This window comes from Enterococcus pallens ATCC BAA-351 (assembly GCF_000407485.1).
GTDB lineage: Bacteria > Bacillota > Bacilli > Lactobacillales > Enterococcaceae > Enterococcus_A > Enterococcus_A pallens.
Genome location: NZ_ASWD01000002.1, coordinates 184136 through 199278, shown reverse-complemented (window position 1 = coordinate 199278; position 15143 = coordinate 184136). Strand labels below are relative to the sequence as shown.

At 40.6% G+C, this 15143-nt stretch carries 13 protein-coding genes and 1 pseudogene; 9 read left to right on the top strand and 5 right to left on the bottom strand.

The window, feature by feature from the left end:
* The first annotated feature begins 38 nt into the window (after window positions 1-38).
* The 3 genes from I588_RS07625 to I588_RS07615 all read left to right on the top strand — a co-directional run bounded on the left by I588_RS07625 (window position 39) and on the right by I588_RS07615 (window position 2437).
* Window positions 39-566 (top strand): hypothetical protein, encoded by a 528-nt coding sequence (locus I588_RS07625; RefSeq protein ID WP_010755627.1) that lies wholly within the window; start codon window positions 39-41, stop codon window positions 564-566.
* Window positions 567-742: 176 nt separating this feature from the next.
* Window positions 743-1864, top strand: a complete 1122-nt coding sequence (gene dinB / locus I588_RS07620; RefSeq protein WP_010755628.1) for a DNA polymerase IV — start codon at window positions 743-745, stop codon at window positions 1862-1864.
* 33 nt (window positions 1865-1897) lie between these two features.
* The gene (locus tag I588_RS07615) at window positions 1898-2437 is read left to right on the top strand and encodes a DUF1697 domain-containing protein (protein WP_010755629.1); all 540 of its coding nucleotides are present in this window, start codon (window positions 1898-1900) and stop codon (window positions 2435-2437) included.
* Window positions 2438-2485: 48 nt separating this feature from the next.
* On the opposite strand, the gene nrdG is transcribed toward I588_RS07615, so the two are convergent.
* A complete protein-coding gene (gene nrdG, locus I588_RS07610) occupies window positions 2486-3088 on the bottom strand; it encodes an anaerobic ribonucleoside-triphosphate reductase activating protein (RefSeq protein ID WP_010755630.1) in 603 nt (200 codons plus the stop codon).
* Window positions 3089-3158: 70 nt separating this feature from the next.
* Complete coding sequence (gene nrdD, locus I588_RS07605; protein ID WP_010755631.1) at window positions 3159-5354, bottom strand: anaerobic ribonucleoside-triphosphate reductase; 2196 nt, start codon at window positions 5352-5354, stop codon at window positions 3159-3161.
* 383 nt (window positions 5355-5737) lie between these two features.
* Between nrdD and I588_RS07600 the strand changes: the two genes are divergently transcribed.
* The 3 genes from I588_RS07600 (at window position 5738) to I588_RS07590 (ending at window position 9288) form a co-directional block, all read left to right on the top strand.
* Window positions 5738-6526, top strand: coding sequence for an ABC transporter ATP-binding protein (locus I588_RS07600; protein WP_034692381.1), 789 nt, complete (start codon window positions 5738-5740; stop codon window positions 6524-6526).
* Window positions 6495-8519 (top strand): FtsX-like permease family protein, encoded by a 2025-nt coding sequence (locus I588_RS07595; protein WP_010755633.1) that lies wholly within the window; start codon window positions 6495-6497, stop codon window positions 8517-8519. Before I588_RS07600 ends, I588_RS07595 begins: the two co-directional genes overlap by 32 nt.
* Before the next feature lie 97 nt (window positions 8520-8616).
* Window positions 8617-9288 (top strand): hypothetical protein, encoded by a 672-nt coding sequence (locus I588_RS07590; RefSeq protein ID WP_010755634.1) that lies wholly within the window; start codon window positions 8617-8619, stop codon window positions 9286-9288.
* Window positions 9289-9363: 75 nt separating this feature from the next.
* Here I588_RS07590 and I588_RS07585 read toward each other — a convergent pair whose 3' ends face one another.
* The 3 genes and pseudogenes from I588_RS07585 to I588_RS07575 all read right to left on the bottom strand — a co-directional run bounded on the left by I588_RS07585 (window position 9364) and on the right by I588_RS07575 (window position 11609).
* Window positions 9364-10131 carry an SDR family NAD(P)-dependent oxidoreductase gene (locus I588_RS07585; RefSeq protein ID WP_010755635.1) on the bottom strand — a complete coding sequence of 256 codons (768 nt, stop codon included), beginning with the start codon at window positions 10129-10131 and terminating at the stop codon, window positions 9364-9366.
* A gap of 199 nt (window positions 10132-10330) precedes the next feature.
* Window positions 10331-11196 (bottom strand): annotated as a pseudogene (locus tag I588_RS07580) (SDR family oxidoreductase).
* Window positions 11196-11609: a MarR family winged helix-turn-helix transcriptional regulator gene (locus I588_RS07575; RefSeq protein WP_010755637.1), complete on the bottom strand. Its 414-nt coding sequence runs from the start codon at window positions 11607-11609 to the stop codon at window positions 11196-11198. Before I588_RS07575 ends, I588_RS07580 begins: the two are co-directional and overlap by 1 nt.
* Window positions 11610-11767: 158 nt before the next feature.
* On the opposite strand from I588_RS07575, the gene I588_RS07570 reads away from it, so the two are divergent.
* The 3 genes from I588_RS07570 to I588_RS07560 all read left to right on the top strand — a co-directional run bounded on the left by I588_RS07570 (window position 11768) and on the right by I588_RS07560 (window position 15143).
* Window positions 11768-12025, top strand: a complete 258-nt coding sequence (locus I588_RS07570) for a hypothetical protein (RefSeq protein WP_010755638.1) — start codon at window positions 11768-11770, stop codon at window positions 12023-12025.
* A gap of 200 nt (window positions 12026-12225) precedes the next feature.
* Window positions 12226-13716 (top strand): PucR family transcriptional regulator, encoded by a 1491-nt coding sequence (locus tag I588_RS07565; RefSeq protein WP_010755639.1) that lies wholly within the window; start codon window positions 12226-12228, stop codon window positions 13714-13716.
* 134 nt (window positions 13717-13850) lie between these two features.
* Complete coding sequence (locus I588_RS07560) at window positions 13851-15143, top strand: cytosine permease (RefSeq protein ID WP_010755640.1); 1293 nt, start codon at window positions 13851-13853, stop codon at window positions 15141-15143.

Genomic DNA, 15143 nt, shown 5'->3' with positions numbered 1-15143 from the left:
GCTATAATTGAATGAATCAGTCTGAAGGGAAGAGAGTTATGGAATTGAAGAAATTAGATGTTCCCACATCTTCCATCACGGAAGTAAAGAAGTCACCAATGGATGTCTTCGCGCAAGCGCGCAAAGCGGGGACTGGCGTGTATGTCTTCAACCGCGAAAAAATCGCAGGTGTGATGCTGACCCAAGAACAATACGAAGAATTATTAGAAGAATTAACCGATCTGCGAGATAAACAATATCAGCCTGTGGAGCATGAACTGCCGGTGCCAGAAGAGCTGGAGGAGTTGGCGGACGCTTTACGTTCAGCAGTATCTATGGGTTCAATATTATCGGCTCGTTACTTAGATGAGCGGATGGTTGCTATGGGCTTCATTACTAAGAAAACCGGGTTTGGCGGTGTGACAGAAATGTTGCGGGAATTAGTTGAAACTGGCAAAATCATTTATCAGCTGAGACGTCGTGAAAACAATAAGATTATTTACGCCGAAATTGTAGCTGAATTGGAAGAGCTGCCTCGAGGAACAGATAAGGTACTCATTCGCAAAGTAAACTTGATTGAACGTTAAACAATCATGAGTAGAAGCATTTGAAGGGAGAGGTCCTTTAAATGCTTTTTTTCATGAAGCAAGTAGACGATTCAAGTCCATCAAACCGTTAAAACTTCTCTAATGATCGCTTTTCTTAATTTGTCTATGAACGCACGTTCGGTTATAATGAGAGTGTAAAGGCAGGTGATTTTAAAATGGCAGAGCTATATTTTCCACTGAAAAATGATACCTCAAGAAAAATTATACATATTGATATGGATGCCTTCTTCGCTTCGGTAGAGGAGCGAGATGATCCTGAGCTGGCGAAGCATCCTTTAGTGATTGCCCGTCATCCTTCAGACACTGGGGGAAAAGGAGTAGTTACTACAGCGAATTACAAGGCTCGCAAGTATGGTATTCATTCCGCCATGAGTGCTCAAAAGGCTTATGAGCTCTGTCCGCATGCCATTTTTAAACCAGGAAATCACGAAAAATACAGTGCAGTTTCCAAACAGGTTCGGGAAATTTTCCATCGCTATACCGATGTGATTGAGCCGGTTTCGATTGATGAGGCTTACTTAGATGTGACTAAAAACAAAGTAAACACCATCTCAGCAATTCGGATTGCCCGCATGATTCAGCGAGATGTTTGGCAGGAACTGCATTTAACCTGTTCAGCGGGAGTCAGCTACAATAAGTTCTTAGCTAAGCTGGCGTCAGATTATCAAAAGCCTCGGGGCATAACCGTCATTTCACCAGCGGAAGCCGTAGACTTTTTAAAAAGCTTGCCCATTGAGAAGTTCCATGGTGTAGGGAAAAAAACAGTTCCAAAAATGAATGACCTAGGTATTTTTACCGGCGCTGATTTATACGAAAAAAGTGAAATGTTCATGATTCAGGAATTTGGCAAGATGGGTTACTCTTTGTATCGGAAGGTACGGGGAATTCATGATTCGCCAGTGTCGGTGACTCGGGAACGGAAATCGGTCGGCAAGGAGCATACGTATGGCCGTTCGTTAACGACCGAAGATGAAGTCCTGTCACAGCTACGCCAATTGGCTGAAAAGGTTGAAGGTGCCTTGCGACGCGTTCAACGTCACGGCAAGACAGTAGTGGTCAAGATTCGCTATACTGACTATACAACTGTAACGAAGCGGGTAACTCTGCCCTATTACATAGTGAAAAAAGAAGAGTTGTATTCCCAGGCCCGGTTAATTTGGGAAGAGGTTGGCGGTATCGAAAAGGGCATTCGTTTGTTGGGAATTACCTTAACCAATCTAGATCCCATGGCGTATGAAAATATTGTCTTGCCTTTGTGGGAAGAACGAACCTACTAGTACTAAGTCAGAGAAAAAAAGGGGGCACATGATATGGGAAGATATATTGCCCTTTTACGAGGGATAAATGTCGGAGGCAAAAATAAAATTGCTATGCCCCTTTTGAGACAGACTTTTGAAGAGTTTGGTTTTACAGAGGTAGTTACATATATCAACAGCGGGAACGTTGTTTTTTCCAGTGACTGTCTGGATAAAACCGAATTGATCAAGCAGTGTGAAGCAGCAATTACTTCAGCGTTTTCGTTGACGGTTCCAGTTAATGTTATTTCCGCCAGTGAGTTAGCTAAGACTTTAAAGCATGCGCCGGACTGGTGGGGAGAGGATAAGGATATTATCCACTATGCTATTTTTCTTATTCCGCCAATCAGTATGGAAGAGGTCTTTGACGCAGTAGGCGCGATCAAACCGGAATATGAAAGGATTGCGCATCATAAACGAGTGATTTACTGGTCAGCACCGGCAAAAACCTTTGCTAAATCCAGATGGTCAAAGATTGCCAGTTCAACCGTTAACAATCATGTAACGATCAGAAATGCCAACACCGTAAATAAATTAGTAAAGCTGAGTCAATAAAAATAACCAGATTTGAAAGCTGTTGAAAGCCTTCAAGCCTGGTTATTTTTAAATGAGTTCACTTTTTTTGATTTGTTCAAAGGCTTTCTCTGAATCATGCAGCTTTTCCCAAATGACAACTTCGCCTTTTGCCAAGGATTGTTTCACATCTATGATGCGCTGGTTAGAGCTGCCGCGAAATTGCAGCATCAAATTCTTCTTATTGATATCAAACCGTCCATCTACCAGAATGTCAATCTTGCTTAACAGCTCCAGCTTGTCTTCGCTGTCCAGCAGCAATTCCTCAAAGGTATACCCGCTCCACGACCAAATATCCTTCGTATCGCCAAACTCAGCATGAATGCGATCAACCAGCTGCAGGCAGACTTGGGTATTTAAGAAAGGCTCTCCACCTAGTAAAGTAATCCCCTGGACATAGTTATGGGCCGTATCTTGAATAATTTGATTTTCTAATTCCATCGTATAAGGCTTGCCGTAATGGAAGTTTTGAGCAGCGACATTAAAGCAGCCTTCGCAAGCAAAGGGGCAGCCGCTGACATAAAGACTGTTGCGCACGCCTTCACCATCTACAAAGTTAAACGCTTTGTAATCGGCAATAAATTGTTGGCTTAATTCACTAGCCAGCCATTCCTTCGGCTGTGGATTACGCATAGTTTCACCTGATTTCTTTAAAGAAACAGGGATAAGCAATGCTATCCCTGTCCGGTTTTTATTAATAAATTTAGTTGTTCATATGTTTAACACGAGATGAAATTTCTTTATGACGTCCATGAACCATTGGGCGTTGTTGCGGATTACCTAGATAACCGCAGGTACGTTTCACAACATCACAAGATTTTGGATCGTGGTTGCCGCATTGTGGACATTCAAAACCACGTTTGGTTGGCTTGAAGTCTCCTTCAAAGCCGCATTCGTAGCAGTGATCAATCGGAGTATTTGTTCCTAAGTAGCCGATCCGATCATAGCCATAATCCCAAACGGCTTCTAACGCTTTTGGATTTTGCTGCAGTACTGGGTATTCACAATAGTGAATGAAGCCGCCTGAGCAATATTTTGGATAATCCTTTTCAAAATCCAATTTTTCAAACGGTGTTGGATTTTTGCGAACATCATAATGGAAGCTATTTGTATAGTATTCCTTGTCAGTAATGTTCTCAACAATTCCAAAACGTTCTAAGTCTAGACGACAGAAGCGGTCAGTCAAGCTTTCGCTTGGTGTAGAGTATACGCTGAAGTGGTAGCCGTATTCATTGCCCCAAGCATCAGTATGCTGCTTCAGGTCTTTTAGGATATCCAAGGTGAATTCTTTTGCTTCAGGATTGCTTTCCCAGTCGCCGCCAAAGAAGGAAGCAGCCACTTCGTACAAGCCAATATAACCAAGAGAAACAGTTGCCCGTTTGTTCTTGAATAATTCATCCACAGAATCTGTTCGTTTCAACCGTTTGCCAAAAGCACCGTATTGATAAAGAATAGGAGCATTCGCTGGTGTTGCTTCTTTACAACGATCCACTCGGAAAACCAAGGCATCCTTAGCAGTTTGCAGACGTTCTTCCAACAAACTCCAGAATTTATCACGGTCACCAGCAGCTTCCATCGCAATTCGCGGCAGGTTCAGGGTAACAACCCCTAAGTTCATGCGGCCAACATTTACTTCTTGACCATTTTCATCTTTCCAGCCTTGCAAGAAAGAACGACAGCCCATTGGTACTTTGAAGCTGCCAGTCAGCTCAACCAAACGATCATAGTTCAAGATGTCTGGATACATACGTTTAGTCGCACATTCCAATGCCAATTGCTTCACATCGTAGTTAGGATCAGCTGCATCTAAGTTTACGCCGCGACGCAAAGTGAAGATCAACTTAGGGAAAATCGCTGTACGCTTTTCAATACCCAAACCATCAATCCGGATTTGCAGAATGGCTTTTTGGATTTCCCGTTCGAACCAGTCTGTTCCTAGACCAAAGCCTAGTGAAGTAAAAGGTGTTTGACCGTTGGAGGTAAACAAGGTATTAATTTCATATTCTAAACTTTGCATAGCATCATAAATGTCTTTGCGGGTTTTTTGTTTCGCAAATTCTTCACGACGTTCAGGATTTTCGATCCATTCTTCAGCATCCTTCATATGCTTTTCGTAGTTCAAACGGGCGAATGGCGCCAACAGTTCGTCTACACGGTCTGCTGAACAGCCGCCATATTGACTAGATGCTACGTTTGCGATAATTTGTGAAATTTGGGCGGTTGCTGTTTGAATAGATTTTGGACTTTCCACATCAGCATTCCCAATCTTAAAGCCGTTGTTTAACATACCTTCGAAGTCAATCAAACAGCAGTTAGTCATCGGTGTGTATGGATGGTAATCCAAGTCATGGTAATGAATGTCACCTTTTTGATGCGCATTTGCAACGTGTGGCGGCAGCATCTTTAAGCCGATAGATTTACCAACGATTCCCGCTGTTAAATCCCGTTGAGTATTGAAGACATCGCTGTCTTTGTTGGCATTCTCGTTAACAACTGACTGGTCCTTGTTAATTAACTTGCCAATCGTAAAGTTAATATCGGTTGCCTTGCTGCGGGAGAAATCCCGTTGTGTACGATAGTTGATGTATTCCTCTGCTAATTCATACTCATTGCTTTCTAATAAGATATGCTCCACAATGTTTTGAATTTCGTAGATTTTTACATTATCTGTAAATCGTTGAGCAAGCTCCGCATCTACTCGTTCGACAATTGATTGAATACGTCCATGGGCTAAAGGATCAATTGTTCCATGAATTTTCGTTTCTGCTTTGATCAATGCATCATAAATTTTTTGATCATCGAAGGCCACGTGACGACCATCGCGTTTGATGACTCTCATACTTTTGAGAGTAGGTTGAAAATCGTTGACTTGCGCGTCTTTGGTTCGGATTTCCATCATATCAACCACTCCTTTTCTCTAATTTCGACTACTTAATCATATAGTATTTTTCGCTAAGATGCAACGATATATAGTGGGTATTTTGCTTAAAAAACAAAAAAGCACACTACATATAGTGTGCTTTGTGATTGAAAAGTTCAATGAAAACTACGGGTCATCATATTTGGTTGTCTTGGTTTTTGTGAAAAATAACGCAAAAAAAAATCCTGTCAGATGACAAATTTGTCAGACAATCATTAGGCGTTCGTCATCTTATTTAGCCTTAGATATGATACCATAAAACTAACCAAGAAAACATTAGAATTTGTATGAAATTCTACAAATATTTCTTTAAAGGAAGTGAAAAGCACGGACTGACGCGTTTTGTCGAGGTGCGAAAGAATATGAAAAAAATAATTGACGTCCAACATCTAAGCAAAAGTTATGGAAATCGCAGTAATAAGGTCAGTGTGTTGAATGATTTGAACTTCTCCATTGAAGAAGGCGAGTTCGTTGGGATCATGGGTCCCAGCGGTGCGGGAAAAACAACCTTGATGAATATTCTATCCACTATTTTACTGCCTACTATGGGGTCAGTCCGTATTGATGGTCAGAACATTACCCAGATGCGGGACAGCCAGCTAACGGATTTTCGTCGAGAAAACCTGGGCTTTATCTTTCAAGAGTTTAACTTAATCGATAGTCTTAGTGTGGAGGATAATATTTTGTTGCCATTGACTGTCAGCAAAATGACCTATGAACAAATGCAGCATCGGTTGAAGCATTATGCCAGCATCTTAGATATTGGAGGAATTCTGGATCGTTACCCAGAAGAAATCTCCGTAGGGCAAAGACAGCGAACTGCTGCTGCCAGAGCATTGATTACTCAGCCAAAGATTTTGTTTGCGGATGAACCGACGGGGTCGCTGGATTCGAAATCATCTGCAGATTTCCTTCATTACTTAGCAGAAATTAATCTGCACGAGGATACGACAATTCTGATGGTAACCCATGATCCTTATACGGCCAGCTATTGCAATCGGGTGCTGTTCATTAAGGATGGCAAATTCTTTTCTGAAATTGTCCGCCGTTCTTCACGGCAGGCCTTCTTTGAAAAAGTCATCGATATGCAGGCGACTATCGGAGGAGGGGGGAAGACCAATGCTGATCAGATTAGCCTGGAAGAGTTTTAAGAAACAGGCTAAAGGATACTTGCTGTTTTTCTTTAGTATGGTATTTGCCGTAATGGTTTATTATTCCTTCACTACTATGAGTAATGAACAGCTGGCTCAACGAGGAGCAGATACCAGCAACAATATTGTGGCCATGCTGGTCTTTGGCGGCTTGTTGATCGTTTTGATCCTGATCTTTTTTATGCTGAGTGCGAGTCGCTTCCTAATTGAAAACCGGCGGAAGGACGTTGCGATCTTTCATTTGTATGGTCTAAAGTATTATCAGATCTGTTTACTGTTTATTTTTGAGTTTTTGTTTATTGGACTGCTTTCATTTATTAGCGGAATTTTATTGGGCATTCTGTTTTCACGATTGTTCAGCATGGTATTGTTGAAGGCAATGGATTTGTCATTGCAGGTAAAATTCTTCTTTTCTGCTAGCGCGGTAAGTACCACCGGCTTGGTTTTATTAATTATTCTAGGGTTAGTTTCCTTGCAAATCTTGTGGCTGGTTTCGGGTTATCGTTTATCCGCCCTGCGTAAAGAAGAGAAGGCGCGACGTAGAATTTCCCACTTGAATCGGTGGCAAAAAATGCTGGCTGTCTTAGGTGCATTACTGCTAGCTGCGGGATGGACAGCGGCGGTTTTCTATATCAAGGTGGTTAATCTATTTATTCAACAATTTGGTTTTCTGCGGGCGAACTTTAATACGATGTTAGCAATTTTCGCTGTTTGCGTGGTGGGAACCTATCTCTTTTACAATTACACCTTACGTTGGTTTTATATCCGTAAGACGAGTCGGAATTATCATAAATTGCGGGTACTTTCTCGTAGTGAAGGACTGTTTCGCTCTTATCGTGAACGGAATTTTTTAGGTACCGTAACGATTTTCTTAGGATTGGCATTAACCTTTCTGGGGGCAACCGCCGCTACTGTTTCGATTCAAATGAATCGAGTAGTCGAGGTGGCTCCAGTGTCCTTGATGATGGATCGTGGAAGCTTTGAACAGCTAGCACCTGAAATTCAAGAAAAAATGGCGAACTTTGAACAACAGACCCTCACCTTTAAGTCTGTGGGGGGCATCCAGCCGCTGATGGTTACTGGAGAAGGCATAGAGGAGCGTCCAGAGGTGATTGATCTAGTTGCTTTGTCTACGTATCAGCAATTTCAGCAGTTAAGCCACCGTTTAGCTGATATTCATTTGAAAGGGGCGAATGATGCAGTGATGCTGACGCCATTTCAGCCTGTTTTTAGAGAGTATTTGCACTATAGCCGCACCGTAAACTTAATCGGTGAAAAGCTGGAGGTCCGACAGTTAGAAACAAATTATATGGGTGATCCTTCTTTGCATTACGGACAAAATTTGCTGGTAGTATCGGATGATTTGTTTCAAAGAGTACAGGGAATTACTTATCAGCTAGAGGCTGTGAATGTACCAGATAATCAGGAAGCCAAGTTGAGTCAATTAGTAGAAAAACGAATCAATTATGATTGGATTGATCCGATTACAGCTGAGTTAAGCTGGAAAAATAAGCAGCTGACAGGGGAACTAGTCCCCGGGGATGATCCTAGCAATGATCTCAAGCGTTATGCTACGTATCGGGCAAATTACGTTTCTTACGATGAGACTTATCGTACCAGTCGCAGCAGTGCTGGGTTGTATTTATTTGTCTTTACTTTCGTAGTAATGATTTTTATTGTTATCACCGCCAGTACAGTTAGTCTGCGCCAGCTTTCTGATACGAGCGACCAAAAAGAGCGTTACCGCTTATTGAGTCATTTAGGAATCAGCCAACGGGATTTGAAGCAGTTGATATACCGGGAAAATCAGATGCTGTTTTTTCCACCAGTAATCTTAGGTTTATTTCACAGCTTCTTTGCCATCTATGTCTTTTCACAAGTTGTAGAAAGTGCCGATTACTGGTTTGTGTACCTGTTCTTTGGTATTTTGCTGATTGTTTACAGTGTTTTCTTCTATTTAACTTATCGCTACCAAAGAAAGTTATTGCTTTAATCCATGAAATCTTGCCGGCTAAAGTTTCTCAGTCGGCAAGATTTTTTGGTGAAAGCAGAAACTATTGTTAAAATAAGGTGAGCGAGGAGGAAACGTCATGAAATTAGAGGATGAGCTATTCATTAAGAAGGCAATTATTTCACAGCTAGGTGAAGACGAACAGCTAGTTGCACTAAGTATGTCTAAGGAACGGAAATCAGCGTATGCTTGTTTGGTGAGAGGGGAAAATAATTATTTGACCTTTAGAATCAGCGACCATCTAGCCAGCACGAGCTTTTACAGCAATCGAACCTTTAACTTTAATCGAGAAAATCTGGTTTTCTTACAAACAGAACTTGCGGATTATTTGACGAAAAGCTCTTGGTACACCTTCTTATACAATGATTTTTTCCTTTTGTATACGCTAAAGTTTGCCTATAAATATCATTTAGCAATCCTCATTGATGACCTTTATGATATTTTCAGTAATGAGGAAATGGGTATCGTTTTTTATCAAGAAAAAATCTATGGTAAAAAGAAGAAAGACGTCAACATTGTTTCGCCAAGTATGACTAAATACTTGCGCAAGCTATTTGCTACTGGTTTATTAAGCAGTATCCATAAGCCCAATTTAGGAAGAAAAATTTTTGTTACAGAATTAGGGATGCGTTTATTGGATGTTTTTTCCAAAGTGTATATTGATCAATATTTAGTGGATTTCGCTAATATCAATTGGAATTATTTAGAAATTCCTAACGATGATAATAAGGAGAAGCGAATACGTGATTGATGGACAGGGTAGAATTAGGGGATAGACAAATCAAAAAACGCTAACCTATTTGGTCAGCGCTTTATGACTTGAACATTAAACGATTGAGCTTCCACCATCGATAACGATGAATTGACCAGTCGTATAGCTTGAACCGTCACTTGAGAAGTAAATAATTGTTCCATTGAGTTCGCCCCGTTTACCTGGACGGCACATTGGATTTGTTCCATTGTATAGGTTTAGGAAATCATCTGATTTGAACAAGGTGTCTTCAGTCATTTCCGATTCGAATAGACCTGGTCCAATCGCATTCACGGTAATATTGTATTTACCATACGAAGCAGCCATCCCTTTAGTCAGTCCTAGAACAGCTGATTTGCTGGCATTGTAAGAATGACGAATGAATACATCCGATTTATCAGCCATAATTGCATTGATTGAGGCAACATTGACAATTCGGCCGTACTTATTGTCCATCATGTGTGGGACTACATATTTGCTTACCAAGAAAATCCCTTTAACGTTTACATCCATTGATTTGTCGAAGTCTTCTACAGACAATTCATGTACACCGCCACGCACAGCAATTCCAGCATTGTTTAAGAGGATATCTAAATGACCAAAGTGCTCAAAGGCTTTTTGAATACCTTCCTTTACATTTTCTTCATCGGTAACGTCCATCTTGATTGGTAAAACATCGCGACCCATTTCTTTGATCTCCGCTGCTACCTCTTCCAAACGCTCCAGTCTTCTTGCCAGTAAGACCACATCTGCGCCTGCTTCAGCATAAGCGATTGCAGCATCACGGCCTAACCCACTACTTGCGCCAGTAACTACAGCAACTTTTCCTGTTAAATCAAACATTTACCCATCCCCAATCTGTTTTTAGTAACTGCTTACATTTTGATGAATCAACGAACTTGTTGACCTATAAAAAGAGTACCTGAGAGTCCCTAGCATTGTCAATAGATCTTGTGAATAAAAGCACATTTGTTTTTGCTAACCTCTTTGGACCAATAGAAAAAGCAGTTCCCTATTAAACTGCTTTTTCATGCCATACGTATTATTCTACGAAGTACTCCTTATAATCATGGATATAGTTTTGAATCGTTCGGGGAGGATGCTTCAGAATTTTTTCTAGAGTTGGTGTTTTTTTTTCGCATTACCTAACTGGGTGATAAGATAAAGCATCACCATCACATTGACGAACTCCTTCGGCACACCGCGTTTAATCATTGTATGACGAAACCTTAGCAAGCTAGGTTTGCTATAAGTAATGGTAGTCCCTAAAATCCGACTCATTTCAATGGCGATCTCAGCATAGGTCAGTGCAGCAGGGCCGGTAATTTCCAACGCTTGATTCAAATAGTGAGAATCCGTTAGACAGATAGCAGCCGCCTCACCAATATCTCGGGTATCAATAAAGCTTGTTTTCGCATGCCCTGCTGGAATGAACAGGTCATGATTGTGTTGAATATCTTCTCGGTGGGTCGTGTTCAAATTCTGCATAAAGAAGCTTGGACGAATAAAAGTAAAAGGAATCTCTAACTCACGAATCATTTTTTCGATTTGATGATGAGGCGTTACTGGATTTTTTTCAACACCTAGTAGAGAAACAAACACTATTTGTTGAAGATGTTGCTGCTGAGCATAGTTTAAAAAGGGTGCCATATCTTCCTTTGGCTTAGATAATTGCGGTGCCCGTATGAAAAATACCTTGTTCACCTTGGAAAAAGCCTTCGGAAAAGTAGCTGGATTTAGGAAATCAAAGGGAACAAGTGTCACATTTTCGATACCTTCAAACTTTTGTTGAGATTTCGTTACGTCACGAACGCCAACATTCATTGTGATAGTTTTGTTTTTTGACAAGCATTCGATTAGTGGAAAACCAATATTGCCGGTTCCGCCAATGATTAGAATATGATCCATTAAAGCTTCCTCCTTTCCTGGTTGATTTTAGTGAGTAAATGGTTCAAGGTTTGCTGCTCTTCAACAGATAAGACAGAGAGACTTTTTTGCAGAATCTGTTCACTAATCCTCTGACATTCCTCCAAAATGACCTTGCCTGCTTCCGTTAGCAATAATAATGATGAACGTTGATCTGAAGGGTGCGGTACCTTGGACACTAACTGTTTCCCTTCAAGTCTCTTTACAATCCCAGAAACAGTAGGTTTATCCATATCCAGCTGAATAGATAATTCAGCGACTGTGGCTTTCGTTCGTTGATTGATCTGTTGAATGACTGCCCATTGCTGCACAGTCACGCCTTTTTGAAGCAATGCTTGGTTAAGATCGTATTTTAACTGTTTGGAGATATTCATTAGTAAATAGCCGGAATCCATAGCTTCATCCTCCTGTAATTAGTTAGTATGCTAACTAAATAGAATGAATTTGTCAATAATAATATGTAAGAAAGCGACTAGCTGGCTAATCAAAAGCATTGCAACCGATAACAAACCATTGTACCATTATAGTATAGTGACCGATAGGAGGCGACGACATGTCAAGAATAATCTTAGGCTTAAGAAAGTTAAACCTGCAAAGACTAGAGTTGAAGAGCTTATCTGACATGAAAGACTCCCAATGCTATAAGGAACAAAAAGCAGTCCTAAAATTGCTTCTATCTGAACCAAAGGTATTGTTTAGCGATCAACGCTTTGATGCTAAGGAAAATGAATTGTACAAATATACTAACCATTTAAATCGGTATGCCGGGAATAAAGAACACTATAAAATGGCTGTAAAATTTTTAAAATAGTTTTTTGACAAGAAGTCACTGAAGCGATGGGTGTTCATCTCTTTAGTGTCTTTTTAGCTGGTGAACACTTATTTAATTTGATATAAGGATAAATTGCTAACGCTTTATTAGTGAAATTAAGTGGTTTGTGGTTTAATTTAGTATAGGAAAAAATTCGAACTGAGTAGAGAATGCTGCTCATAAGAGAAGGGAGGCTTCTAATGAATGTAAGGGACATGCTAAAAATTCCATCCATGGAAGGGGCGAAGGTTTTAGCAGGAGAAAATCAATTGGATCGACTAGTAACGACTATTTCAGTCCTAGAAGTTTCTGAACCGGCTGCCTATAACCAAATGCCGATCAAAGGGGAGTATTCTGGTAATGAGTTTGTAATCACCTCTTTTGCTCAAATTGCCGATAATATCGAAAAGCAATTAGAAGTCGTTTCCATTTTGCATCAGCATAGTCAACTAGGAATTATTCTTTATTATGTAGGTATTATTATGCCTGAGGTCTCACAACAGCTGATTGATAAAATGGAAGAGCTGAATATGGTTTTGATTATGATGCCAGAGAAACGAATGGAGCTGCGTTACAGTGAAGTCATTTCCGAAGTATTAAGCTATGTGAACAATGAAGAGTCTCAATTTGAAGCTCAGCAGGATATTTTAATCGAGACTATTCGCAACTTACCCCAAGGCCAGCATCAAATTGAAACCGGCCTAAGTATTTTATCGGATAAATTAAAATGCAGCCTTTTTTTACTGAACAAGGAACAGGATGTTTTAGTTTCGAAATCTTGGCCGAGAAGCCTAGATCATCATCTAAGAGATTATCTGCAGGATTCGACAGCTGTTAAACAAAAGAACGCGGTAATTGAACTGCAGCAGACCGTCTATTTCTACACACAAGCTCCTTTGGATTTGCCGACGCTGTCTCAGCCTTATTTCTTGGCTGCTTTTCGTAAAGAACCCTTGTCAGACTCGCAGCTAAACAGCCTGCAGCGAATGATTGAAACGATGATTAAGTTTTTCGGAGAAGAGCAGCTGCTGAATACTAGCCAGCAATTCTTTTTCGCTTGTCAAACTGGAGATCTTGCGATGGCGAATCTTTTGGCAAAAAAAGCTGGGATTACAACGAATCAACCAATGGACTTCTATTGCTTTTACAAAGAGCAGGGAGAAGAGCGGTTAAAGGAATTGATCAAGGAGTATTCCAATAACCTTTATTATCAGGATGCCAAGTTTGAATGGCTGATTGGAAATTCAGTGGATACTACTAAAGGCGAACGCTTAAAGCGTAAGACTTCTTCTGAGTTTTTATTCCAAGTCAAACAAATTCCAACGCTGGAAATCGTTCATCAGCAAATGCAACTAATTGAAAGAAACTTGCAGGATTTGTTGCGGGCATTTCCTAATAAGTCGCTATTTATTCCTGAAGATTTAGGTTTGGTAACAGATGTAACGGCTGACTTTGTTCCAATTGATCTTTCCCAAGCTTTAAAAGACGAAGAAATGATCGACACCCTGGCTGCCTACTTTTTGGATTATGATGAAAGTATAAACAATACTGCTGAAGCTTTATTTTTGCATAATAATACGATAAAGTATCGATTGAAAAAGGCTCAAGAGCAGTTAGGACAGTCTTTTTCTCACACTGCTTCTCGTTATCTATTGGTGAAAAGTTTGATTTATTATCGTAAATATCGTTGATAAACAAGTGCCTTTGTCAAAATAGACAAAGGCCTGTTTTGTTTTTAGTTCCTGAAACATAGCGATTGCGCATGACCTTCGCTATAATGTTGAAAATATTTATTTATCAGAAAATTCAGAAATGAGGGGAATACATGGAAGAGGTTGTGGAAACGAATACGGGAAATTATGAAAGAGAGCGGGTACCAGAAAGTGAACGGAAGCGTTGGCTTTCCATCAGCATGGTGTGGATCGCAATCGGGATTGATCTATCCGGCATGTTTATGGGGATTTCTTTGGCGCAAGGAATGGAATTTTGGACAGCGATCGCTGCAGTAGTCATCGGTTCAGTTGTTTTAGGTATATTAGCCATTGGTGCGACCTATATTGGAGCTAAAGCCGGATTATCAACCGGGATGATTTCCCGAGTAGCCTTTGGTAAAAATGGGGCAGCATTGATGGGGCTGATTATGGGGATCTCCTCGTTAGGCTGGTTTGGCGTTCAAATTGGTTTCTTTGCCGAAAATATTAGAGGTGCCATTACACAATTAACTGGTGCCTCCTTACCATTATGGCTGCTTTCTTTAATTGGCGGCGGCTTGATGATGCTGTCAGCTTTTTGGGGTTATCAAGCAATCGAAAAACTATGTACGTATTCAGTGCCATTATTGGCTGTATTGATCATTGTAGCTACAATTATGTCGATTAGCAGTAACGGAACTGCTGGCCTAGCAACAGCGCCGCAAGGAACACCCATTTCTTTTGGTTTAGCTGTTTCGTTGGTTATTGGTGTTTATATGGTTGGGGTAGTGATGGCACCGGATGTGGCTCGATGGGCCCAAAATCCTAAGCAGGCGATGATTGCCGGCTTTGTTGGGTTTACTATCGGAAACAGCTTCATGATTATCATTTCATTGATTTTGGTGAAAGTGATGGATACCGGTGATTTGACTGCTGTCTTCTTTGCTTTAGGATTAGGAATTCCGTCAATTCTAGTTTTAACCTTAGCACAGTGGACTACTAATACGAATAATCTGTATTCGGCTTCTTTAGATTTTTCGATTGTTTTTCGGCGAGTGAATCCTAAGTTAATTACGGTAATCAGCGGGTCATTGGGAATTTTAATGGCTATGCTGGGAATTTACGGCAAATTTGAAACCTTTCTTTCGATTATTACGGTGCTGGTTTCGCCAATTGCCGGTATTTATATGATTGACTATGTGTTCTATAAAGAAAAATATGATTTTGCCTATGAGAGCAAGCTGAAGGATTATTATCCGATTGCTATTATTTCTTGGGTGATCGGCAGTGTCGTAGCCTTTATGACTAGTGCCCCACCTGCCGGTTTCGGCTTGTTTACTATCACTAATATTTCAGCTCTAGACGGTATTATTGCTGCTGGAATCTGTTACTTCGTATTAACCAAATTAACTAAAGGACGGAAATAG